Annotated in this window: 16 protein-coding genes; 8 read left to right on the top strand and 8 right to left on the bottom strand. The window is 63.8% G+C overall.

The window, feature by feature from the left end; translation table 11 throughout:
• Positions 1–12: 12 nt before the first annotated feature.
• Positions 13–2829, bottom strand: a complete 2817-nt coding sequence (uvrA, locus tag C0V76_RS07320; RefSeq protein WP_101941745.1) for an excinuclease ABC subunit UvrA — start codon at positions 2827–2829, stop codon at positions 13–15.
• A 231-nt stretch (positions 2830–3060) separates the two neighbouring features.
• On the opposite strand from uvrA, the gene ssb reads away from it, so the two are divergent.
• Together ssb and rpoH are read left to right on the top strand one after the other, a co-directional pair.
• The gene (gene ssb / locus C0V76_RS07315) at positions 3061–3564 is read left to right on the top strand and encodes a single-stranded DNA-binding protein (RefSeq protein ID WP_101941744.1); all 504 of its coding nucleotides are present in this window, start codon (positions 3061–3063) and stop codon (positions 3562–3564) included.
• Between the two features lie 171 nt (positions 3565–3735).
• Positions 3736–4584 carry an RNA polymerase sigma factor RpoH gene (gene rpoH, locus C0V76_RS07310; protein WP_101941743.1) on the top strand — a complete coding sequence of 283 codons (849 nt, stop codon included), beginning with the start codon at positions 3736–3738 and terminating at the stop codon, positions 4582–4584.
• A gap of 66 nt (positions 4585–4650) precedes the next feature.
• Here rpoH and C0V76_RS07305 read toward each other — a convergent pair whose 3' ends face one another.
• Both C0V76_RS07305 and C0V76_RS07300 read right to left on the bottom strand, forming a co-directional pair.
• Positions 4651–5355 (bottom strand): mobilization protein, encoded by a 705-nt coding sequence (locus C0V76_RS07305; protein ID WP_101941742.1) that lies wholly within the window; start codon positions 5353–5355, stop codon positions 4651–4653.
• Positions 5356–5491: 136 nt separating this feature from the next.
• Complete coding sequence (locus tag C0V76_RS07300; protein WP_101941741.1) at positions 5492–6397, bottom strand: LysR family transcriptional regulator; 906 nt, start codon at positions 6395–6397, stop codon at positions 5492–5494.
• 117 nt (positions 6398–6514) lie between these two features.
• Between C0V76_RS07300 and C0V76_RS07295 the strand changes: the two genes are divergently transcribed.
• The 3 genes from C0V76_RS07295 (at position 6515) to C0V76_RS07285 (ending at position 9841) form a co-directional block, all read left to right on the top strand.
• Positions 6515–7108 (top strand): FMN-dependent NADH-azoreductase, encoded by a 594-nt coding sequence (locus tag C0V76_RS07295; protein WP_101941740.1) that lies wholly within the window; start codon positions 6515–6517, stop codon positions 7106–7108.
• A 94-nt stretch (positions 7109–7202) separates the two neighbouring features.
• Positions 7203–8096: a pirin family protein gene (locus C0V76_RS07290; RefSeq protein WP_101941739.1), complete on the top strand. Its 894-nt coding sequence runs from the start codon at positions 7203–7205 to the stop codon at positions 8094–8096.
• 122 nt (positions 8097–8218) lie between these two features.
• Positions 8219–9841: a methyl-accepting chemotaxis protein gene (locus C0V76_RS07285; RefSeq protein ID WP_101941738.1), complete on the top strand. Its 1623-nt coding sequence runs from the start codon at positions 8219–8221 to the stop codon at positions 9839–9841.
• Between the two features lie 294 nt (positions 9842–10135).
• Here the strand turns inward: C0V76_RS07285 and C0V76_RS07280 are convergent, their stop codons facing one another.
• The 5 genes from C0V76_RS07280 to folD are packed head-to-tail and all read right to left on the bottom strand — an operon-like array spanning position 10136 to position 14516.
• Entirely contained in the window at positions 10136–11113 is a 978-nt protein-coding gene (locus tag C0V76_RS07280) for an L-threonylcarbamoyladenylate synthase (RefSeq protein ID WP_101941737.1), read from the bottom strand.
• Positions 11110–11967 (bottom strand): dienelactone hydrolase family protein, encoded by an 858-nt coding sequence (locus C0V76_RS07275; RefSeq protein WP_158239172.1) that lies wholly within the window; start codon positions 11965–11967, stop codon positions 11110–11112. The genes C0V76_RS07280 and C0V76_RS07275 overlap by 4 nt, the downstream gene beginning before the upstream one ends.
• 1 nt (position 11968) lies before the next feature.
• A complete protein-coding gene (locus tag C0V76_RS07270; RefSeq protein ID WP_101942222.1) occupies positions 11969–13135 on the bottom strand; it encodes a 5-(carboxyamino)imidazole ribonucleotide synthase in 1167 nt (388 codons plus the stop codon).
• 5 nt (positions 13136–13140) lie between these two features.
• Entirely contained in the window at positions 13141–13641 is a 501-nt protein-coding gene (purE, locus tag C0V76_RS07265; RefSeq protein ID WP_101941735.1) for a 5-(carboxyamino)imidazole ribonucleotide mutase, read from the bottom strand.
• Complete coding sequence (gene folD, locus C0V76_RS07260; protein ID WP_101941734.1) at positions 13638–14516, bottom strand: bifunctional methylenetetrahydrofolate dehydrogenase/methenyltetrahydrofolate cyclohydrolase FolD; 879 nt, start codon at positions 14514–14516, stop codon at positions 13638–13640. Before folD ends, purE begins: the two co-directional genes overlap by 4 nt.
• 266 nt (positions 14517–14782) lie before the next feature.
• On the opposite strand from folD, the gene C0V76_RS07255 reads away from it, so the two are divergent.
• The 3 genes from C0V76_RS07255 (at position 14783) to C0V76_RS07245 (ending at position 21686) form a co-directional block, all read left to right on the top strand.
• On the top strand, positions 14783–18118 hold the full coding sequence (locus tag C0V76_RS07255) for a DUF2126 domain-containing protein (protein WP_101941733.1): 3336 nt from the start codon (positions 14783–14785) through the stop codon (positions 18116–18118).
• Between the two features lie 131 nt (positions 18119–18249).
• Positions 18250–20718 carry a circularly permuted type 2 ATP-grasp protein gene (locus C0V76_RS07250; RefSeq protein WP_101941732.1) on the top strand — a complete coding sequence of 823 codons (2469 nt, stop codon included), beginning with the start codon at positions 18250–18252 and terminating at the stop codon, positions 20716–20718.
• Positions 20715–21686 carry a transglutaminase family protein gene (locus tag C0V76_RS07245; protein ID WP_101941731.1) on the top strand — a complete coding sequence of 324 codons (972 nt, stop codon included), beginning with the start codon at positions 20715–20717 and terminating at the stop codon, positions 21684–21686. The genes C0V76_RS07250 and C0V76_RS07245 overlap by 4 nt, the downstream gene beginning before the upstream one ends.
• The last annotated feature ends 4 nt before the right edge of the window (positions 21687–21690 follow it).

Genomic DNA, 21690 nt, shown 5'->3' with positions numbered 1-21690 from the left:
CGGCTCCCCGTCTCAGCGCAATAATGGGGCCAGGTAGTGGCCGGTATGGCTATCTGGGTGAGCGGCGACGATTTCTGGCGTGCCGGAGACCAGGATCCGGCCGCCGCCCGCACCACCTTCCGGGCCCAGGTCGACCAGCCAGTCAGCCGTCTTGATCACATCCAGGTTGTGTTCGATCACGACGATGGTATTGCCTTGCTCGCGCAGGCGGGTAAGTACCTTCAGCAGCAGTTCGATGTCGTGAAAGTGCAGGCCGGTGGTGGGTTCGTCTAGGATATAGAGCGTGCGCCCGGTGTCGCGCTTGGAGAGCTCGAGTGCGAGTTTTACCCGCTGAGCCTCACCCCCGGAGAGCGTGGTCGCACTCTGACCAAGGCGGATGTAGCCGAGGCCAACTTCCGTCAAGGTGTCGAGCTTGCGAGCCACGGTTGGGACGGCATCAAAGAAGCGCTGGGCTTCTTCTACTGTCATTCCGAGGACTTCGGCAATATTGCGCCCCTTGTAGCGGACTTCGAGGGTTTCGCGGTTGTAGCGCTTGCCGTGGCACACGTCGCAGGGCACGAATACGTCTGGCAGGAAGTGCATTTCGACGCGCAACATGCCGTCGCCCTGACAGGCTTCGCAGCGCCCACCCTTGACGTTGAAAGAGAATCGGCCGGCGCCGTAACCGCGCGCGCGGGACTCCGGCACGCCTGCGAAGAGTTCGCGGATCGGGGTGAGCAGACCGGTGTAGGTGGCTGGGTTGGAGCGTGGAGTGCGCCCGATCGGAGCCTGATCCACGCTGATGATCTTGTCGAATTGCTCGAGGCCTTCAATCGATCGATAGGGCGCTGCTTCGATTGAACTGCCGTGAATTTCGCGCGCGACGATTGCGTAGAGGGTGTCGTTGATCAGGGTCGACTTGCCCGAGCCGGATACGCCCGTTACACAGGTCATCAGGCCGACCGGGATTTCCAGTGTGACGTCCTTGAGGTTGTTGCCTGTGGCGCCCTCCAGACGCACAAGGCGTGTGGGGTCTGGCTGGAACCGCTTCCTCGGAACCTCTATGCCGCGTCGTCCAGAAAGAAAGGCGCCGGTGATCGAGGCTTCAGCTGCGATGATATCGGCCGGGCTGCCGTGGGCGATGACTTCACCACCGTGCTCTCCGGCACCCAGACCCATGTCGACTACATGGTCGGCCATCCGGATGGCGTCTTCGTCGTGTTCGACAACGATGACGGTGTTGCCAATATCACGAAGGCGGCGCAGGGTGCCCAGGAGGCGATCGTTGTCGCGCTGGTGCAGGCCGATCGAGGGCTCATCCAACACATACATGACGCCGGTGAGCCCGGAGCCAATCTGCGAAGCGAGGCGGATACGCTGGGCTTCGCCGCCTGAAAGTGTGTCGGCCGAGCGGTTCAGGCTCAGGTAGTCCAGCCCGACGTCGATGAGGAACTGCAGGCGGGAGGCCACTTCACGCATGACCTTGTCGGCGACCTGGGCCTTGTTGCCTGCGAGTTTGGTTGTGGCGAAGTAGTGCTGACAGTCGCGGATCGAAAGGGCCCCTATTTCCGGCAGTGAACGGGTGCCAATGCGCACATAGCGTGCCTCTTTGCGCAGGCGGCTACCGGCGCAATCCGGGCAGGGGCGGGTCGAGCGGAATTTGCCGAGCTCTTCGCGCACGACGACCGAGTCTGTTTCTCGGAAGCGCCGCTCCAGATTTGGCAGGATGCCCTCGAAGCTGTGCTCCTTGCTGACCATGCGGCCCGATTCCGAGAGGTACTTGAACGGGATCTTGCGACTCCCTGAGCCGTGAAGCACCACTTCGCGGATCTCCGCGGGCAACTCATTGAAAGCGGTGTCCGTATCGAATTCGTAGAATGCCGCGAGGCTTTGCAGCATCTGAAAGTAAAACTGGTTGCGCCGATCCCAGCCGCGAATGGCCCCCGAAGCCAGCGAGAGCTCGGGATGAGCGACAACGCGGGCGGGGTCGAAGAAGTCGTGGTTGCCGAGGCCGTCGCAGCTCGGGCAAGCACCAACCGGATTGTTGAAGGAGAACAGTCGAGGTTCCAGTTCCTGCACCGCGAAGCCGCAGACGGGGCAGGCGTAGCGCGCCGAGAAGGGGTGCTCCCGGCCGCTCTCCATCTCGATGGCGATGGCACGTCCTTCGGCATGTGCCAGGGCGGTTTCGAAACTTTCGGCAAGGCGCTGACGCGAATCTGGGCGGATCTTGATGCGATCCACCACCAGATCGATGCTGTGCTTGCTCGTTTTGGAGAGTGGCGGCACCGAGTCGATCTCGCAGATCTGGCCGTTGACGCGCAGGCGTACAAAGCCCTGAGCACGCAGTTCGGCAACCAGCTCTTCGTGGCTGCCCTTGCGTTCGGTGATCAGCGGGGCGGCGATCATCAGCGGCGTGCCTTCAGGCAAGGCCAATACGTGATCAACCATCTGCGACACGGTCTGCGCTTCGAGCGGCAGTTCGTGATCAGGGCAGTGCGGCGTGCCGGCACGGGCGTAGAGCAGGCGCAGGTAGTCGTGGATCTCGGTGACGGTGCCGACTGTCGAGCGTGGGTTATGGCTGGTGGCCTTCTGTTCGATGGAGATGGCTGGCGAAAGGCCTTCGATGAGATCGACGTCCGGCTTTTCCATCAGCTGCAGGAACTGGCGTGCGTAGGCTGACAAGCTTTCCACGTAGCGCCGCTGGCCTTCCGCATAGAGCGTGTCGAAGGCCAGCGAGCTCTTGCCGGAGCCAGACAGGCCGGTAATCACGGTGAGTTTGTTACGCGGGATGTCGAGACTGATGTTCTTCAGGTTGTGGGTACGTGCCCCACGGATCTGGATCCATTCCATAGCCTGTGCCGCCAGCAAGAAAACCAACCAATATACGGGGCGGACCCTGCCCGGCCAAGTGTTTTCGCGCTGTGGCGGGTGAGGATGTGTGGCGGGAGCCTTACGTAAAGTTCTCGCTCAGGGTAGGATCGCGGGCTGTCACGCGCTCAGTGCCGCGCGGCAGAACAGACCCGAATCGGCGCCGAATGAATCGTGAATGCGGCGCCGCAACTTTATCGAAGGAGTAATCGCATGGCCTCAGTCAACAAAGTCATCATCGTCGGCAATCTGGGCAAGGACCCGGAAACGCGTTATGCCCCGAGCGGTGATGCTTTCTGCACCATTACCGTTGCCACGACGGATACCTGGAAGGACAAGCAGACCGGCGAGAAGAAGGAAGCCACCGAGTGGCACCGCGTGGTGTTCAACGGCCGCCTCGCCGAGATCGCCGGCCAGTATCTGAAGAAGGGCCGCCCGGTGTATATCGAAGGTAGCCTGCGCACCCGTAAGTGGACCAACAAGGAAGGTGTGGAGCAATACACCACCGAGATCCGCGCCGACCAGATGCAGATGCTCGGTTCGCGTGAAGATGGCGGTGCTTCCCGTGGCGGAAACGATTATGACCAGCGCGGTGGTGACGACTTCCAGCAGGCGCCACGCGCTCGTCCGGCGGCTGCGCCGGCGGCCCGTCCGGCGCCGGCAGCAGCGCCTGCGGCGGGTGGCTTTGGCGATTTCGACGACGATATCCCGTTCTGAGAACGCCTTTAAGTGAGCCCGAAGCCCCGCCTAAACAATTGTTTAGGCGGGGCTTTTGATTTTCTATGGACATGTTCATGGAACTCTCTTGCGCATTTAGCACTCAATGAGGCAGAGTGCTAACATTGAGTTGGGCGAAATGCCCGCTGAAGATTTGTGGAGGTGACAGGTATGACGCAAGCGCTGGCTTTTCCGGTTCCGAACGCTCTGGGCAACATCGACCAGTACGTGCAGGCCGTCAATCGCTACCCGCTGCTGACCGAGGAGCAGGAACACGCCTTGGCTCTGCGCCTGAAGGAAGAGAACGATCTGGACGCCGCGCGCCAACTGGTGCTGTCGCATCTGCGTTTGGTGGTGTCCATTGCCCGCAATTACCTCGGTTACGGTCTGCCGCATGCGGATCTGATCCAGGAAGGCAACATTGGCCTGATGAAGGCGGTGAAGCGTTTCGATCCGGAGCGTGGGGTGCGGCTGGTGTCTTTTGCCATGCACTGGATCAAGGCCGAGATCCACGAATACATCGTCAAGAACTGGCGTCTGGTGAAGATTGCGACCACCAAGGCCCAGCGCAAGCTGTTCTTCAACCTGCGCAGCATGCGCGGTGACAGTGCTTCACTGAGTCCTGAGGATGTACGCGGTATTGCGAGCAAGCTGGGCGTGAAGCCGGAAGAAGTGATCGAGATGGAAACGCGCTTTGCCGGTGGCGAAGTAGCGATTGATCGCGGTTCGGATGACGACGACGAGCGCATGGCGCCGATCGACTGGCTGGCAGACGAATCGGCCGAGCCGGTGGAAGTGCTGGCTACTGCGCAGAGCGAGCGCCTGGCAGACGAAGGCCTGAAGGGCGCACTGGCAAGCCTGGACGAGCGCAGCCGCGCCATCGTGCAGCGCCGCTGGCTGGTGGAGGATGATCCGGCCACCCTGCATGAGCTGGCCGCTGAGTACGGCGTGTCAGCCGAGCGGATCCGCCAGATCGAGGCCAAAGCCATGCAGAAGATGCGACTGGCCTTGTCGGCATGAAAAACTGACGTCCAGCACAGCGCCCGGCTCTTGCGAGACCGGGCGTTTTGTTTTGGGGCTGCGGGTTCAGAGTGGCAGGGTGTCGAAGATCGCGTAGTGGTTACGCAGCCAGGTCTTGACGCGCTGGCGCTCCATCATGCCCAGCACGGCATCGCCCTCACGGTTGTTGATGGCAGCCCAGAAGCTCGCATTCTGCCGATCGATTTTGTTCATGCTGGCTTCGTGCAATTCGCTCAGCGTGATCAGCTTCCCGCCCAGCTCCAGTGCCCGGCTGAGGGCTGCGGACTTTTCCAACAGTGAAAAGTCTGTGCCGCGACCTTCGTTCTTCACCACGAAGTAGTTGGGGCCCTGGCCATAGGTGTCGAGCAGGCGATTGAGCAAGTCCGTGGAGTCCTTGCCCGAATCGGCGAGGTGCCAGAAATTGACCGTCACACCCATCTCGGCCAGCAAGGACAGCAGATCAGAATCCTTGATCCAGCGCGCCAGCGGGGCCGCGGTTTGGGCGGCCAGATCGACGATGACACTGTTTTGTTGTCCGTCGGCCGTTTGTGCTTCCAGGCTGTTGGCGATCAGGTCCAGGCCTGCATAGCTGTCGACGATCACCGGCGCAGCATAGTCCGCATAGAAGCGGGTGAAGGAGGTGTGCGAGCGATCGGTATCGAAGCCAGTAAAGGCTTGGCCGCGATCTATGAAGTATTGGGCCAGCAGGCGGGCGGTGACAGACTTGCCGACGCCGCCTTTTTCGCCGCCGATGAAATTGAGAGAGCTCATGGAGTGATTCCGGGTCGTGTTGAGGTAATCAGAGGCTTGCCCGAATGATTAGCAATAAATACGCCCGGGCTCTACTCACGACATGCTCACTGGGCCACATTGCGTGGCCGTGACTCGCCGGAAGTTTCTTGCAGGCTCAGGAGGAGACTAGTCCCAGCGCGTCTTCCAGGGCGCCGAGAAAGGCCCGGGTGCGTGCCGGCAGCAGGCGGCGCCCGGGCATGACCGCCCAGACTGTCATGCTCGGCAGTTTCCAGTCGGGCAGTACACGCAGCAGCAGGCCATTCGCTACCGCGTCGGCGACGAAGCGTTCGGAGAGTGCAGCGACGCCCAGACCGTGCGAGGCCAGCAAGCGCATCAGGCTCACCGAGTTGGCGGCCAGTGGCCCGCTGGGCAAGTCCTCCCACACCTCCTGGTCGCGTGTGAGTCGCCAGCGCTGGGCTTCACCGTTGCTGCCGACCAGTTGCAGAGCGGTGTGGCGCATCAGCTCGTCTGGCCGGGTGGGGGTGCCGAAGCGCTTCAGATAAGCCGGGCTGGCGTAGAGGCCGCTTTCCAGGGTGCACAGCCGGCGCGCCACCAGGGTGGCGTCATCCGGCAGGCGGGCGGCCACGCGCAGCGCGAGATCGAACTGCTCGCCGATCAGATCGACCCGGCGCGGCGAAAGATCCAGCTCCAGCTTGACCTCGGGATAACTCGCAGCGAACTGCAGGAACAGCGGGCCGAGAATCCATTCGCCGAAGTCGGCTGGCATCGACACGCGCAGGCGCCCGCGAACGGCCGTCTGGCGGTGCAGGGCGTAGGCGCTGACTGCGTCAGCCTCTTCCTGCAGGCGGCGAGCGTGTTCAAGGATGCCCAGGCCGAACTCGGTAATCAGCAGGCGGCGTGTGCTGCGGGTGAGCAGGCGTTCGCCCAGGCGCGTTTCCAGCGCCGCAATCCGGCGCGAGACGGTGGACTTGGGCAGGCCGCTGCGCTCGGCAGCAGCGGAGAAGCTGCCGGCTTCCATGACGCGGGCGAAGAGCAGCAAGTCGTTGGCGTCCAGGTCCATGCAGCCTCCTATTGTTCCAATGGTGGAACAATGCTATCCGTTTTGAAGGCTTCCGGTGCTTGAGCTGCAGGAATAAAGTGGCGTCACTCCCTCCCCCTAACCCCAAGGAGAAACACCATGAACATCCTGCAAATCAACTCCAGCGTCCGCGGCGACGCTTCGGCTTCCACCCGTCTGGCCAACAGCATCGTGAGCCGCCTGCGTGCGCTCGATCCCTCGGCCAGCCTTACCGTGCGCGAAGCCGGCTCCCAGCCGATTCTGGATGAGGCTGCACTGGGCGCCATCTTCACCCCGGCTGAAGCACGTACGCCTGAGCAGGCTGCGCGTGCGGCGATTGATTTTGCGGCGATTGCGGAAGTGCAGGCTGCTGATGTGATCGTGATTGGCGTTCCGATGTACAACTTCGGCGTGCCGGTTCAACTGAAGGCCTGGATCGATGCGATCGCCAAAGCTGGTGTGACCTTCCAGTACACCGCCAACGGCCCGGAAGGCCTGCTCAAGGGCAAGAAGGTGTATCTGGCGCTGGCACGTGGTGGCCTCTACCGCGACACCCCGGCTGATTCGCAGACCCCGTATCTGAAGAGCGTGCTGGGCTTCCTCGGTTTGAACGACGTGAGCCTCATTCACGCCGAAGGCCTGTCGATGGGCGAAGAGGCGGCCGCCAAGGCTTTTGCCGAGGCCGAAGCGGAAATCGCAGCACTGACGGTGTAAGCATGGCGGCCGGTGGCCGCCTGCTCGATTTGCGCAGACCCGCGAGGCTGTGCGGCCAGGCGCCGCATGGCCTCGATTCATCAAGGAGTGCCTCATGAGCCAAGTCCCGCAAGTTTCTGCCCTCACTCCCGCCGCTTCGCGAGGCGTGGAGCGCCTGGTGGCCGGGCGTGCCACCTCGGATGGGGCAGGGGTTAAGCTGACCCGCGTCCTGACCCAGGATCTGCAGCGGCGTCTCGACCCCTTCCTGATGCTCGACGCTTTCCGCAACGAGAATCCGGATGACTACATCGGTGGTTTTCCCGATCATCCGCACCGCGGCTTCGAAACCGTCACCTACATGCTTGCCGGTCGCATGCGTCATCACGACAGTGCCGGCAATGCCGGCCTGCTGGGCCCTGGTGGTGCGCAGTGGATGACGGCGGGTTCCGGCCTGATCCACTCCGAACTTCCCGAGCAGGAAGAGGGCCTCATGGAAGGCTTTCAGCTGTGGGTGAATCTGCCGGCGAAGAACAAGATGATTGCGCCTTATTACCGTGACATCCCGAGCGAAGCCATCCCCGAATTCACCACGCCAGAGGGCGTGACGGTGCGCGTGATTGCTGGCGAGAGCCAGAACACGGCCGGGGCGGTACAGCGTCCGGACACCGCGCCGCTGTACCTGGATGTGCATCTGCCTGCCGGCACGCGCTTTGCGCAGGCCATTCCGGCCGGACACAACGCCTTTCTGTACACCTATCGTGGCGAAGTGACGGTAGCCGGGCGTGCGGTCGCCGATCGGTTCATGGCTATTCTGGCTAATGACGGCGCAGCCGGGGTCGTCATCGAGGCGGCTCAGGATGCGCGTGTGATCCTGGTGGCCGGGGCTCCGCTGAATGAGCCGATCGCGCAGTACGGCCCCTTCGTGATGAACACAGGCGAAGAAATCCAGCAGACCCTGAGGGATTATCGCGACGGCTTTTTCGAGGCGGCGCACGTCAAGTCCATCTGAAACAGGGGCTTGCACGGAGCTTCAAGTTCAGCCGGGGCCACGCCGTTAATTAACGGAGTGGCCTTGGGGTTTCAGGCCGACATGATTTTGATCATGAGTGGATTCTGAACGAGGAGCGCAGCATGAATTTGACGATTTCAAAGCGCCTGTGGGCAATGATCATTGCCTCCGCGCTGGCCTTGCTGGTGGTGGGGGGCGCGGGACTGGTCACGATCTCCCGATTGGTAGCAGCGGTTGACGAGGTCAACAACAATTCGATTCCCAGCTTAGGTGTCATTGATGATGCCGAGCTTTCCTTGCTGCGGGTGCGGCTGGGCATCACTCAGCACGTGATGGCGCTGGACGAGACGCGCCGGGCCGCGATCGAGAAGTCGATTGCCGCAGCGCGCGCCGATTGGAATGCGCATCTGAAAATGTATGCGAATGAGCTTGTCAGCAACGATGAAGATCGCAGGCTGCTGGATGCCGTACAAAACGCTCTGAAGCTCTACGAGACCGAGCTGGACAAAGTCCTCGATTTCTCACGTCAGAACCGGACCGACGAAGCTTTTGCGGCTTTGGGGGGCGTATTGGCTCCCGCAGGCGAAACGGCGATCAAGGCTTTGGAGGATATGGCCAGCTTCAACGAACAGAATGCCAAGGCAGCAGGAGAGGCGGCAGGGCGCTTGGGCCATACGGGCCTGGCGGTGTCAGCGGGGGTGGCCGTGCTGGCGATCATCGTGATCGGAGGCATGGGTTTCATGCTGGTAAAAAGCATCGGCGGTGCTCTGCAGGCTGTACAGGGCACGGTTTCGCGGATCCAGCGCGATCTGGATTTCACCCTGCGGATTCCGGTTCGCAGTCGTGATGAACTGGGCTTGACCTCTGAAGCGCTCAACCAGTTGCTGGTCACCATGCAGACCAATCTCAAGAGCATTGCTCAGGGGGTTCGTTCGGTGGCTGCGGCTTCCAATCGCATGGCCTCAACTTCCGATCAGGTTGCACATGCCTCGCAGGAGCAGAGTTCGGCGGCTTCAGCGATGGCGGCGGCGATGGAGGAAATGACGGTCAGCATCACCCATGTGAGCGATAGGGCCGGCGAAGCGAATGAGCTCTCGAAAGAGTCGGGTCGGCTGGCCTCATCAGGCGAAACAGTGATCACCCAGACCGTGGCGGACATCAACGAGATTGCCGGCAGCGTGGATCAGGCTTCGGGGAGTATTCGCGAACTGGGCGAGCAGACCGACCGGATTTCCTCGGTGGTTGGCGTGATTCGCGAAGTGGCGGACCAGACCAATCTGCTGGCATTGAATGCAGCGATCGAGGCCGCACGTGCCGGTGAGCAGGGGCGTGGCTTTGCGGTGGTGGCTGACGAGGTGCGCAAGCTGGCCGAGCGTACGGCGCAATCAACTCAGGAGATCTCGGCCATGGTCGAATCCGTGCGTCATGGCGCGCGCGCTGCGGTTGAGCGCATGGAGCAGGCCGTGGAGAAGGTCAGCAGTGGCGTAGGCCGGGCTCAGGGCGCCAGCGAATCGATTCGCCATATCGGCGAAGCCAACCGCAATGCGGTACAGATGGTGACGGAGATCAGTGACGCCATCCGTGAGCAGGGTACGACCAGTACCAGCATCGCGCAGCAGGTCGAGCGGATTGCCCAGATGGCAGAGGAGTCCAGCTCTGCGGCCATTGAAGGCGCGGGTTCCGCACGCGAACTGGATCGGCTGGCCGAGTCCATGCAGAGCGTGGTGGCGACTTACCGTTTGTAAGTGGCAGGCGTCGCCCGCATTGTCGGGCGCCAGATGACAAGGGCTGGGTGAGGCGGGATGGCTTGTGCAGCTCGTCATCCCCGCGAAGGCGGGAGGTCAGTGACTTTCCGCCTGTGTCTTGCTATGTCTCTGGATTCCCGCCTTCGCGGGGATGACGAATTTCCTTCTCGTTACTGCGTGATGCGGCCCTTGGCCCGTGCGCTGCAAGTGTTGTGGGCGCGGTGCTACGCGGCCTTTGCGATGTGCGATGCTTGCCTCGCTTCCATGCAAGGCCGCTTGCAGCGGATGCGGCGCCTAGGTTTCGTCGTCTTCGGCGCCGGAGCCGACCACGGCACGCCCGAGCCGATCGTGCACCGCATCCCAGGCGCTGTCATCCGGCAGGTTTTCGACGAGAATCTCGCGCGCGCCAGCGGCATCCAGCGCACGAAGGTTGGCGTAGAGATCATGGGCGTAGCCCTCTGCGTCAAAGGGCGCGTCGATGCTCATGGCGTAACGGCCGGGGTCGCTCTCACCGGCGTGGCTGAGTATTGCGCAGTCGGCCGATGCTGCGGCGATTTCTTCGCGCGAGGCCAGGCGCATCGGTGTGCGTGGCGCGTAGTGGGCGGCGAGCGCACCGGATACGCGGGGTGCCGTTTCCGTTTCCGACTTCAGCCGCACCGGGCGGCCGATGACCGCAGCCATGGCCGCGCGGCTGATCATGCCGGGTCGCAATATCACCGGCTCGCCGCGTGAGAGATCGAGAATGGTCGATTCGATTCCTACATCACAGGCGCCGCCTTCTAGGATCATCGCCACGGATTCGCCCAGTTCTTCCTGCACGTGTTGCGCGGTGGTCGGGCTGATGCGGCCGAAACGGTTGGCTGAGGGCGCCGCCACGCCGCCGCCGAAGGCGCGCAAAAGCGCCAGTGCCACCGGATGATCCGGCACGCGCAGGCCGACCGTGTCCTGCCCGCCAGTGACCACTTCGGAGACGTCTGCCTCCTTCTTCAGGATCAGGGTCAGCGGGCCCGGCCAGAAGGCGCGCGCCAGCGCGATGGCTTCCCTGGGGATCTCGCGGGCCCAGTCGGTGAGTTGCTCGCGGTCGGCCAGATGCACGATCAGCGGGTGATCGGCCGGGCGGCCCTTGGCAGCGAAGATCTGGCGCACCGCGTCGGGGTTGGCGGCATCGGCCCCAAGGCCGTAGACCGTTTCGGTGGGCAGGGCCACGAGCTTGCCGGCACGCAGCAGTTCGGTGGCGCGGGCGATGTTGTCCGGCGTGTCAGCGCAGATCATTTCAACTCTTGTGCAAAAAAAGCGAGTACGCGCTGCTGGGCGTCTTCGCGGGCTTCGGGGTTCGGCGCGGTGGTGGTGCCTTGGCCGGGATTCACGCCATTCGGCACATCCTTGCGGACGCGTTTCTGCGTCAGTGCCGGGTTGTCGAAGTCGTGATAAGTGTCGGGGTAAGTCACGATCTGCATGGCCTCCCCGCGTGCCGTCACGGCCGCCGCCAATACCTTGCAGGGTGCCGCAGGCGTCCAGTCGTCGGCCTCACCGATGAGCAGCAGCAGTGGAGCATAGGGCTTGAAGGCTTCGGCTTTTTTCGCTTTGCTGCTGCAGCCAGGATAGAAGGACACGGCCGCTGCAAAGCCGCTGCCGGCTCGGGGCGCGTGCGTGATGGTGTCGAGCGTCACGCCCCCGCCGTGAGACCAGCCCAGCAGGCCGATGCGCTGGCCATCCACATCGCTGCGGCCGCGCAGATACGCGAGGGCGGCATAGGCGTCGCCGCGTCGGTCGGCTTCCTTGAGGCTGCGCTCGGAGAATTTCTGCGTGCACAACTCCTTGATGCCGCGCGCGCCCAGGCTGTCCAGCATCAGGGCGAGATAGCCGTGGGCGGCAAGAAACTCGCCCCACATCCGGTGCCGCGCGTTGAGCGTGCCATCCTTGGCGTAGGCGCCACCGCAACCGTGCAGCATGACCACCGCCGGGTGCGGGCCGGGGCTTGCCGGCTGGAACACAAAGCCGGCAAGCGGCGCAGGGGCAGACGATAAGCCAGCCGTGGGCAGGGTGACCGGTACTGGCGCGGTGGCCTGTGCCGGGCTGCTCAGGAGCTCCAGCGTCAGCCACAGGCCTGCCAGCGCCGCGCGCACCTCACTCGTCCTTGATGCCGACGGCGGCGCGGGCGGCCAGCGCGACGGCCAGCGCCTTGGCCGGATCGGCGTCGAGTACCGTGAAGTGGCCCATCTTGCGGCCTGGGCGGGCGTGGTGCTTGCCGTAGAGGTGCAGCTTCAGGTTGGGCACGGCGTAGAGCTTCGACCAGTCCGGCTCGCGATAGGCGCCGTGCGCATCGGGGCCCGGCTGGCTGGCGTCATACCAGATGTCGCCCAAGAGGTTCACCATCACCGCAGCCGAGTGTGCGCGTGCATCGCCCAACGGCAGGCCGCACAGGGCACGTACCTGTTGCTCGTACTGGCTGGTGACGCAGGCGTCCACCGTGTAGTGGCCGCTGTTGTGCGGGCGTGGCGCCATCTCGTTTACATACAGCTCGCCGTGGGAAACGAAGAACTCCACGCCGAGGGTGCCGATGTAACCGAGCTTGGCGGCGATGTGTTCGGCGATTTCTTGCGCGCTGTCGCGTTGGCAGGCCGAGCTGCGCGCCGGCGCGATGGAAACATCAAGAATGCCGCCGGAATGCTGGTTCTCGGCGACCGGAAAACATTTCGTGTGGCCCTGCTCATCGCGCGCCAGCACGACGGAAACCTCGTAGTCCAGCTTGAGCATCTGTTCCAGCACGCAGGGCTCGTTCTTGAAGGCCTGGAAGGCGGCGATGGCTTCTTCGCGGCTGCTGACACGGGCCTGACCCTTGCCGTCGTAACCAAAGCGGGCGACCTTCAGGATGCCGGGGAAGAGCTCGGCGCCGGCCACTTCCAGATCGGCCACGCTGTTGATCGCGGCGAAGGCTGCGTGCGGAATGCCGTTGGCGCGCAGAAAGCTCTTCTCGGCAACGCGGTTCTGGCAGATGCCGACGGCATCGGCATTGGGGCGCACCGGGATGAACTTGGCAAGGTATTCGAGGGTGCCGGCTGGCACGTTCTCGAACTCGGTGGTCACCGCAGCGCAGCCGGCGGCGAACTGGTCAAGCGCCGCGAAATCGTCGTACTCCGCGCACAGATGGCGGTCGGCGGCCTTGCCGGCCGGGCTGTTGGGGTCCGGATCGAGTACCCAGACCTTGTAGCCCAGCTCATGGGCGGCGAGCACGAAGAAGCGGCCGAGCTGGCCGCCGCCGAGCATGCCCAGCGTGGCGGGCGGGAGAATCATGGTGCTCACGCGATGTCGTCCAGTTTCATGTCCAGCACGCTCTGGGTCTGGCGTGCGCGGAAGGCATCGAGCTGCGCGGCGATTTGCGGATTCTCGTTGGCCAGCATGGCCACTGCGAAGAGGCCGGCATTGGCCGCGCCGGCTTCACCGATGGCGAAGGTGGCCACCGGGATGCCCTTGGGCATCTGCACGATGGAGTGCAGCGAATCGACGCCCGAAAGCGCTTTGCTTTGCACCGGTACGCCCAGCACCGGCACGCTGGTCTTCGCGGCCAGCATGCCGGGCAGGTGGGCGGCGCCGCCGGCACCGGCGATGATGGCCTTGAGACCGCGGCCACGCGCGGCTTCGGCGTATTCGAACATCAGGTCCGGGGTGCGGTGGGCAGACACCACGCGGGCTTCATAGGGGATGCCGAATTCCTTGAGGACTTTGGCGGCAGCCTGCATGGTGGGCCAATCGGAGTTGGAGCCCATGACGATGCCGATAACAGGGGTCTGTTCGCTCATTGTGCGTTCTTTGCTTCAAGGGCGCGCTGGGCCGACTCCACGGTGTTGGCCAGCAGCATGGTGATGGTCATCGGGCCGACGCCGCCGGGCACCGGGGTGATCAGTGAGGCCACTTCACGAGCTGTGTCGAACTCCACATCGCCGCACAGCTTGCCGGCGTTGGGGCCTTCGGTGAGGCGGTTGATGCCCACGTCGATCACCACCGCGCCGGGCTTGATCATGTCGCCCTTGAGGAAGTTCGGGCGGCCCACGGCGGCGACAACGATGTCGGCACGTTTGGTGTGGAAAGCCAGATCCTTGGTCTGCGAGTGGCACACGGTGACGGTGGCGCCGCGTGAGAGCAGCATCACCGCCATCGGCTTGCCGACGATGTTGGAGCGGCCGATGACGACGGCTTCCGCGCCCTTGATCTGGACGTTTTCGGAGTCCAGCATCTTCATCACGCCCCAGGGCGTGCACGGGTAGAAACTCTTGCGGCCTTGCAGCAGCAGGCCGAAGTTCTCGGCATGGAAACCATCCACGTCTTTTTCCGGCGAGATGGCTTCGAGCACCTTGTCTTCGTCAAACTGCTTGGGCAGCGGCAGTTGCACCAGGATGCCGTGCACCGAGGCGTCGGCATTGAGTTCGGCAATCTTGGCGAAGACTTCTTCCGGAGCCACGTCGGCCGGGTATTCGAACTTGAGCGAACGGATGCCAGCCTTTTCGCAGCCGGCCACCTTGTTGCGCACATACACGGCCGAGGCCGGGTCGCCGCCGACGAGGATCACGGCGAGGCTGGGCTGCACGCCCTGGGCAGTGAGTTCAGCGGCGCGCTGGGCGATTTCACCGCGCACTTGCGCCGAGAGAGCGACGCCATCGATGTTGCGAGCAGTCATGGTGGGCCTAAGCTTTTGAAAAACCGGCAATTATAGCGCCGAGGTGGAGTTCGCGGAATGTGCCGGGGCGGATCCGGGGCGTGATTTTCTGCAACAAGGCCTTGGCAGGATTCATGCGCTGCTTTGGTGCCATGCAGCATGCCGGGTTGGATGTGTGCCCGTGCTTGGTGCCGGCACTGTGTGCAAAGGCCTGCAATTCCCATGAATAGGGCATTGCACGCTAATTGCTAAGATCTCTCAGCCCCGATCCCAACAGAAAGAAACCGATGTCGATCCATGTTGCGCTGAATCACGTCACGCATTACCGCTACGACAAGCCGATCAGCCTTGGCCCGCAGATCGTGCGTTTGCGCCCGGCGCCGCATTCGCGCACGCGGGTGTTGTCGTATTCGCTGCGGGTGACCCCCGAGGGCCACTTCATCAACTGGCAGCAGGATCCGCAATCGAACTATCTGGCGCGCCTGGTGTTCCCGGAGAAAACCCGTGAGTTCCGCGTCGAGGTGGATCTGGTCGTCGAGATGGCGGTGCTGAACCCCTTCGATTTCTTCCTCGAGCCCGAGGCAATGGCCTATCCCTTTGCCTACAACCCAGGCCTCGAGACCGAGCTGGCGCCCTATCTACTCAAACTGCCACTCGAAAAACGCTTCAAGACGCTGCTGGACTCGGTGCCGCGCGAGAAGACGCCAACCATCGATTTTCTCGTTGCGCTGAACCAGCGTCTGCAGAGTGACATCAAGTATCTGGTGCGCATGGAGCCCGGCGTGCAGACACCGGAAGAGACGCTGGCGAAGGCTTCTGGCTCCTGCCGTGACTCGGCCTGGCTGCTGGTGCAGCTCTTGCGCCACCTGGGCCTTGCCGCGCGTTTTGTGTCCGGCTACCTGATCCAGCTGAAGCCGGATGTGAAGTCGCTCGATGGGCCTTCCGGCACGGAAGTGGACTTCACCGACCTGCATGCCTGGTGCGAGGTTTATCTGCCCGGTGCGGGCTGGATCGGTTTTGACCCGACCTCGGGCCTGCTTGCCGGAGAGGGCCACATCCCGCTGGCCTGCTCGCCGGAGCCTTCGTCCGCCGCGCCGATCGAGGGCGGACTGGAAAAGTGCAAGGTCGAGTTCGAGCACCACATGCGCGTTGATCGCATCTGGGAAGCGCCGCGGGTCACCAAGCCTTATACCGAGGACGAGTGGGCGGCCATCGTCGCGCTGGGCGAGCGCATCGACGACGATCTGCTGGCCCATGACGTGCGCCTCACCCAGGGCGGCGAGCCGACCTTCGTGTCGGTGGATGACCGCGATGGCGCCGAGTGGAATACCGATGCGATGGGCCCGACCAAGCGTGGCCTGTCTGCCGAGCTGCTGGCCAAGCTGAAGGCGAAGTACGCGCCGCATGGGTTGCAGCACTTTGGCCAGGGCAAGTGGTATCCGGGTGAGCAGCTCCCGCGCTGGTCGCTGAACCTTTACTGGCGCAAGGATGGTGAGCCGCTGTGGACCAATCCGGCACTGTTTGCCGATGAGCAGCAAGACCACGCCGTCACTGACGCTCAGGCGGGCGACTTCCTGCGCGGTGTGGCCGAGCGGCTCGGGCTGGCGCCGAAGTTCGCTTTCCCGGCCTTCGAAGATGTCTGGTACTACCTGTGGCGTGAGCGCAAGCTGCCAGCCAACGTCGATCCCTTCGATGCGCGTCTGGAGGATCCGCTCGAGCGTGAGCGCCTGCGCAAGGTATTCAGCCAGGGCCTGGACAAGACGGTGGGCTGGGTGCTGCCGATCGCGCGCAACTCGGCCGGTACACACTGGCAGAGCGGGCCGTGGTTCCTGCGCGATGAGCGCTGCTACCTGATCCCCGGCGATTCACCGCTGGGTTATCGCCTGCCGCTGGATGGCCAGCCGTGGACCCGTGCGGCGGATTATCCCTGGCTGCACCAGTCTGACCCCTTGCAACGCCAGCCTCCCTTGCCCTCGTATGCTGCCCTGCGCCATCAGGAACTGGTGCGGCGCGAGATTGCTCCGGTCGGTCTGGCCGGTGCCGGCGGGCGTGGCAATGGTGACGCGGCCTGCGAGCGCCACCCGGAGGCCTTCGAGTCTGCCGGCTGGGTCACCCGCACCGCCATGTGCGCCCAGCCACGCGAGGGCAAGCTCTATCTCTTCATGCCGCCCACCGCCTTGCTGGAGGATTATCTGGAAGTGGTGGCCGCCATCGAAGCCACTGCCGAGGCGATGCAGTTGCCGGTGGTGCTGGAGGGGTACGAGCCGCCCAGGGATGCCCGTCTGCAGGTGCTGCGGGTGACGCCGGATCCGGGCGTGATCGAGGTCAATGTGCATCCGGTGGCCTCCTGGGGCGAGCTGGTCGAGCAGACCACCCATCTCTATGACGCGGCCCACCACACCCGCTTGTCTACCGAAAAGTTCATGCTCGATGGGCGCCACACCGGCACCGGCGGCGGCAACCACTTTGTGCTGGGCGGTGCCACGCCGGCCGATTCGCCCTTCCTGCGGCGGCCGGATCTGCTCGCCAGCATGGTGAGCTACTGGCACAACCATCCCTCTCTGTCCTACCTGTTCTCGGGCTTGTTCATCGGCCCGACCAGCCAGGCCCCGCGTGTCGATGAGGCACGTAACGATTCGGTCTATGAGATCGAGGTGGCGCTGCAGGAGATGCGTCGCCAGAGTGCGCAATTCGGGAACTGCCCGCCGTGGCTGATCGACCGCCTGATGCGCAATCTGCTCATTGACGTGACGGGCAATACCCACCGGGCCGAGTTCTGCATCGACAAGCTGTACTCGCCGGACGGCTCTGCCGGCCGCCTCGGCCTGCTCGAAATGCGTGGTTTCGAGATGCCGCCGCATGCCGAGATGAGTCTCGCCCAGCAACTGCTGATGCGCGCGCTGCTGTCGCGTTTCTGGCAGCAGCCCTATGAGCCGTCGCGCCTGAAGCGCTGGGGGACCGAGCTGCATGATCGATTCATGCTGCCGCACTTTGTGGAAGACGATTTCCGGGATGTGATCGAAGAGCTGCAGGATTTCGGCTACCCGCTGGAGGCGCATTGGTTTGCGCCCCATCTGGAGTTCCGCTTTCCGAAAATCGGCGATTTCGTCGCCAAGAACGTAGAGGTCGAGCTGCGCCTCGCACTGGAGCCCTGGCATGTGATGGGCGAGGAGGGGGGGGGCGGCGGCACGGTTCGCTTTGTTGATTCCTCGGTCGAGCGTCTGCAGGTGAAGGTGCGCGGCTGGGGGGATGAGCGTCATGTGCTGACTTGTAATGGCCGCGCGGTGCCCTTGCAGCCCACCGGTACGGTTGGCGAGTTCGTGGGCGGGGTGCGCTATCGTGCCTGGCAGCCACCCTCCTGCCTGCACCCGACGATTGCGCCGCATGTGCCGCTCAGCTTCGATCTGGTGGATGGCTGGATGCAGCGCTCGCTGGGAGGCTGTCAGTACCACGTGGCCCATCCGGGCGGACGCAATTACGCCACCTTCCCGGTCAATGCCTACGAGGCCGAGGCGCGGCGCTTGGCACGCTTCTTCCGCTTTGGCCATACTCCGGGGCGGATCGCGCCTGCGCTGGAAGAGCGCAACCCGGACTTCCCCTTCACGCTCGATTTACGCAAATGAGGCATCACTGAGCAGCCCGCCACGGGCATCCGTCAGCGCAGCCGGCACGCGCGCCAGTCGTGTCCGGCCGCCCCTGCTGGTGGCCGTGGCACTCTACAATGCCGGGACGCCCTCAATAACAAGAAATCCTCATGCCCCGACAATTCCTCGCCGAGTATCCGGACGATAGCGCCCGTTTCGACGAAATGTTCTCCACGCCCGGCGTGCCGCGCGCGCATTACGCTGCGCTCTATCAGCGCCTGCTGGGGCAAACCGCGCCGCAGTTGCGCGAGCTGTTCAACGATACCGATCGCCAGATTCGCGACAACGGGGTGACCTACAACGTCTATGACGACGAGGAAGGTAGCGGTCGCCCTTGGGCTATGGACCCCTTGCCGCTGATCATCCCGGCGGACGAGTGGGCCGGGATCGAGCGTGGCGTACAGCAGCGCGCACGCCTCTTCAACAGCATCCTGGCCGACCTGTATGGCCCGCAGCAGCTTTTCCACGAAGGGCGCCTGCCGCCTGCGCTGGTGCTGGGCCACCCCGGCTTCCAGCGCCCTGCGCATGGCATCCAGCCGCCGGGCGGGGTTTTCCTTCACATTCTGGCGGTGGATCTGGCGCGCTCGCCGGACGGGCAGTGGTGGGTCGTCAATGACCGTAGCCAGTCACCCTCGGGCATGGGCTACGCACTGGAAAACCGCATCATCACCGCGCGCCTGCTCCCCGAATTGTTCCGCGAGCTGCGCGTGACGCGCCTGGCCAGTTTCTTCGCTGCCCTGCGCGACTCCATCGCCAGCTATGCGCCGCATGACAATGGCCTGGTCAATACGGTGGTGCTGACGCCCGGGCCTTACAACGAAACCTATTTTGAACACGCTTACCTTGCGCGCTATCTCGGCTTTCCGCTTGTCGAGGGGCAGGATCTCACCGTGCGCGATGGCTGTGTGTGGCTCAAGACCCTGTCCGGCTTGCGCCGCGTCCACGCCATCATCCGCCGCATGGATGACGATTTCTGTGACCCACTTGAGCTGCGCGCCGATTCAGCCTTGGGTGTGCCGGGGCTGATGGATGTGGTGCGCAGAGGCAATGTGCTGTTGGCCAATGGCATCGGCGCCAGCGTGATCGAAACCGGGGCGCTGGCGGGTTTTCTGCCGGGTCTTAGCCAGCACCTGCTGGGCGAGGAGCTGGCCATGCCTGGGGTGGCCACCTGGTGGTGCGGCGAAACCTCGGCGATGGAAGATGCGCTGGAGAAAGTCGATCACCTTGTCTTCAAGAGCGCCGTGCCGCATCCGCAGGGGCGGCGCATCGAACCGGTGTTCGGCGAGGATCTGGATGAGGACGGGCGCGCCCGCCTGGCTGCTCGCGTGCGTGCCAATCCGCGCGATTATTACGCCCAGGAACTGGTCTCGATCTCGCGTGCACCGCTGCTCGATCGCAGCCACGGCCGCAAACTGTTGGCTCGCCCGGTGGGTCTGCGCGTGTTTGCAGTGGCCACGCCAGAGGGCTATATGGTGATGCCGGGTGGCCTGGCCCGTAGCGCCAGTGATCATGACACGCGAATCCTTTCGAACCAGCGTGGCGGCGGCAGCAAGGACGTATGGGTGTGCGGCGAGACGGCCGGTGCGCCCATCTCGCTGCTGCGCCGGCCGGTCGAAGCGGCCGACCTGGTGCGCAGCGGCGCCGGCCTTTCCAGCCGGGTGGTGGAAAATCTATTCTGGTTCGGCCGCTACTCCGAGCGCTGCGACAATCTCGCGCGCTATCTGCGCGTGGCACTTACCCGCGTGACCGACAACGTCGACAATCCCGGTGAGTGGAAGGCGCTCGCCGCGCTGGGCAAATCCATCGGTGTGCTGCCGGCAGACTGCAAGGAGAGCGAAGCCGTGCGCCCCTTGCTGCGCGCCACCTTTGATTCCCAGCACCACGGCGGGCTGGCCTCGCATATCCTGCATCTGTCGCGCACCGGCTTCCAGCTGCGTGAGCGCCTGTCTTCCGACAACTGGCGCACCCTCAATGCGCTGGCCCAGAAGATCGGCACGAAGCCGCATGAGCGGGTTGGAATCTTCGAGGCACTGGCGCAGATCGATGAATACATCACCAGCTTCATGACCCTGGCTGGCTTTGCGCTTGATGGCATGACGCGCGACCATGGCTGGCGATTTCTGTCGCTGGGACGGCGTATCGAGCGTTTGCAGTTCCAGACCGAAGCCATCGAGGCGGCGATGAAGATGGGCGTCAAGGGCAACCCGGAATGGCTGCTCGACGTGTCGGATTCCATCGTGACCTATCGCTCGCGCTACATGGCGCGCCCCGAGTGGATTGCGGTGTTGGATCTCCTGATCGCGGACGACACCAACCCGCGCGGCATCGTATTCCAGACCGCCGGCCTGTGCGATTACGTGGAGCGCCTCAACGCCTCGCTTGGCGACATGCCGGATAGCGGCCTGGATGCTCTGCACCGGCGCCTGCTGGCACTGGATCCGGGGTTGGACTTCCATCCCGGCTCACGCGCCCTGGGCGAGGCCATGGTCACCCTGCGCGCGGCCTCGGCCAGCCTCTCCGACCAGATCAGCCAGCACTATTTCAGTCATGCCGAAGAGCAGGCGAGGGTGATCGCATGAGCGAACATGAAGCCGAAGCGCCGATCCGCTACCACGTCATCCACGAAACGCTGTATCGCTATGCCGCGCCGGTGAGCCTGTCGCAGCATTTGCTGCACATGGTGCCGCGCGAATGTGCGTTCCAGCATGTCGAACAGAATCTGCTTGAGGTGACGCCCAGCGCCAATCGCTGTGAGCCGCTGATTGACTGGTTCGGCAATCCCGGCAGCTGGCTGGCGCTGCGCCAGCCGCATAGCATGCTGCGCCTGATTGCGGCCAGCACGGTGGAGGTTTCCCCACGCCCGCAGTGCTGGCGCGAAGTCCCGGGCCGGCCCTGGGACGAAGTAGCGGCGATGCTCTCGGCCTTCCCATCCATTGCGCCGCTGGATGCGCAGGAATGCGCGTTGGCCTCGGTGCAGGTGCCGCTGCTGGAAGAAGTGCGCGAATGGGCGCTGGCCAGTTTTACGCCGGGGCGCCCCTTGCTGGAGGCCTGCCGCCACCTGATGGGGCGTATTCACAAGGAATTCGAGTTCGACGCCAAGGCCAGCACGGTCGCTACGCCGGTGGCCGAAACCTTCCACAAGCGCCGTGGCGTGTGCCAGGACTTCGCCCAGCTGATGCTCTGTGCATTGCGCTCTCTGGGCCTGTCAGCACGCTACATGAGCGGTTACATCCTGACTCACCCAGCGCCGGGCAAGCCGCGCCTGATCGGAGCCGACGCTTCGCATGCCTGGATTGCGGTGTGGTGCCCCGACAATGACTGGGTGGGCTTTGACCCGACCAACAACCTGCAGCCGCATCTGGAGCATGTGATCCTCGGCTGGGGGCGCGACTTCAACGATGTGAGCCCGATGCGCGGGGTCATTCTCGGTGGCGCCTCCCATGAGGTGGAAGTGCAGGTCACCATGATGCCGGCCGAGACGCGCGATTTCGATGCCTTGCTGGGCGAGGTGCGCGGGCGCTCGCTGAAGAAGAAGGCGGCGGAGTAGGTCA

This window comes from Uliginosibacterium sp. TH139, assembly GCF_002855595.1.
Lineage (GTDB): Bacteria > Pseudomonadota > Gammaproteobacteria > Burkholderiales > Rhodocyclaceae > Uliginosibacterium > Uliginosibacterium aquaticum.
This window is presented reverse-complemented; position numbering and strand designations above follow the sequence as displayed.

What these genes read in the sequence shown, in the direction of transcription:
- uvrA (WP_101941745.1), bottom strand. Translation starts at nt 2,829, where the DNA reads ATGGAATGGATCCAGATCCGTGGGGCACGTACCCACAACCTGAAGAAC.
- ssb (WP_101941744.1), top strand. Translation starts at nt 3,061, where the DNA reads ATGGCCTCAGTCAACAAAGTCATCATCGTCGGCAATCTGGGCAAGGAC.
- rpoH (WP_101941743.1), top strand. Translation starts at nt 3,736, where the DNA reads ATGACGCAAGCGCTGGCTTTTCCGGTTCCGAACGCTCTGGGCAACATC.
- C0V76_RS07305 (WP_101941742.1), bottom strand. Translation starts at nt 5,355, where the DNA reads ATGAGCTCTCTCAATTTCATCGGCGGCGAAAAAGGCGGCGTCGGCAAG.
- C0V76_RS07300 (WP_101941741.1), bottom strand. Translation starts at nt 6,397, where the DNA reads ATGGACCTGGACGCCAACGACTTGCTGCTCTTCGCCCGCGTCATGGAA.
- C0V76_RS07295 (WP_101941740.1), top strand. Translation starts at nt 6,515, where the DNA reads ATGAACATCCTGCAAATCAACTCCAGCGTCCGCGGCGACGCTTCGGCT.
- C0V76_RS07290 (WP_101941739.1), top strand. Translation starts at nt 7,203, where the DNA reads ATGAGCCAAGTCCCGCAAGTTTCTGCCCTCACTCCCGCCGCTTCGCGA.
- C0V76_RS07285 (WP_101941738.1), top strand. Translation starts at nt 8,219, where the DNA reads ATGAATTTGACGATTTCAAAGCGCCTGTGGGCAATGATCATTGCCTCC.
- C0V76_RS07280 (WP_101941737.1), bottom strand. Translation starts at nt 11,113, where the DNA reads ATGATCTGCGCTGACACGCCGGACAACATCGCCCGCGCCACCGAACTG.
- C0V76_RS07270 (WP_101942222.1), bottom strand. Translation starts at nt 13,135, where the DNA reads ATGATTCTCCCGCCCGCCACGCTGGGCATGCTCGGCGGCGGCCAGCTC.
- purE (WP_101941735.1), bottom strand. Translation starts at nt 13,641, where the DNA reads ATGAGCGAACAGACCCCTGTTATCGGCATCGTCATGGGCTCCAACTCC.
- folD (WP_101941734.1), bottom strand. Translation starts at nt 14,516, where the DNA reads ATGACTGCTCGCAACATCGATGGCGTCGCTCTCTCGGCGCAAGTGCGC.
- C0V76_RS07255 (WP_101941733.1), top strand. Translation starts at nt 14,783, where the DNA reads ATGTCGATCCATGTTGCGCTGAATCACGTCACGCATTACCGCTACGAC.
- C0V76_RS07250 (WP_101941732.1), top strand. Translation starts at nt 18,250, where the DNA reads ATGCCCCGACAATTCCTCGCCGAGTATCCGGACGATAGCGCCCGTTTC.
- C0V76_RS07245 (WP_101941731.1), top strand. Translation starts at nt 20,715, where the DNA reads ATGAGCGAACATGAAGCCGAAGCGCCGATCCGCTACCACGTCATCCAC.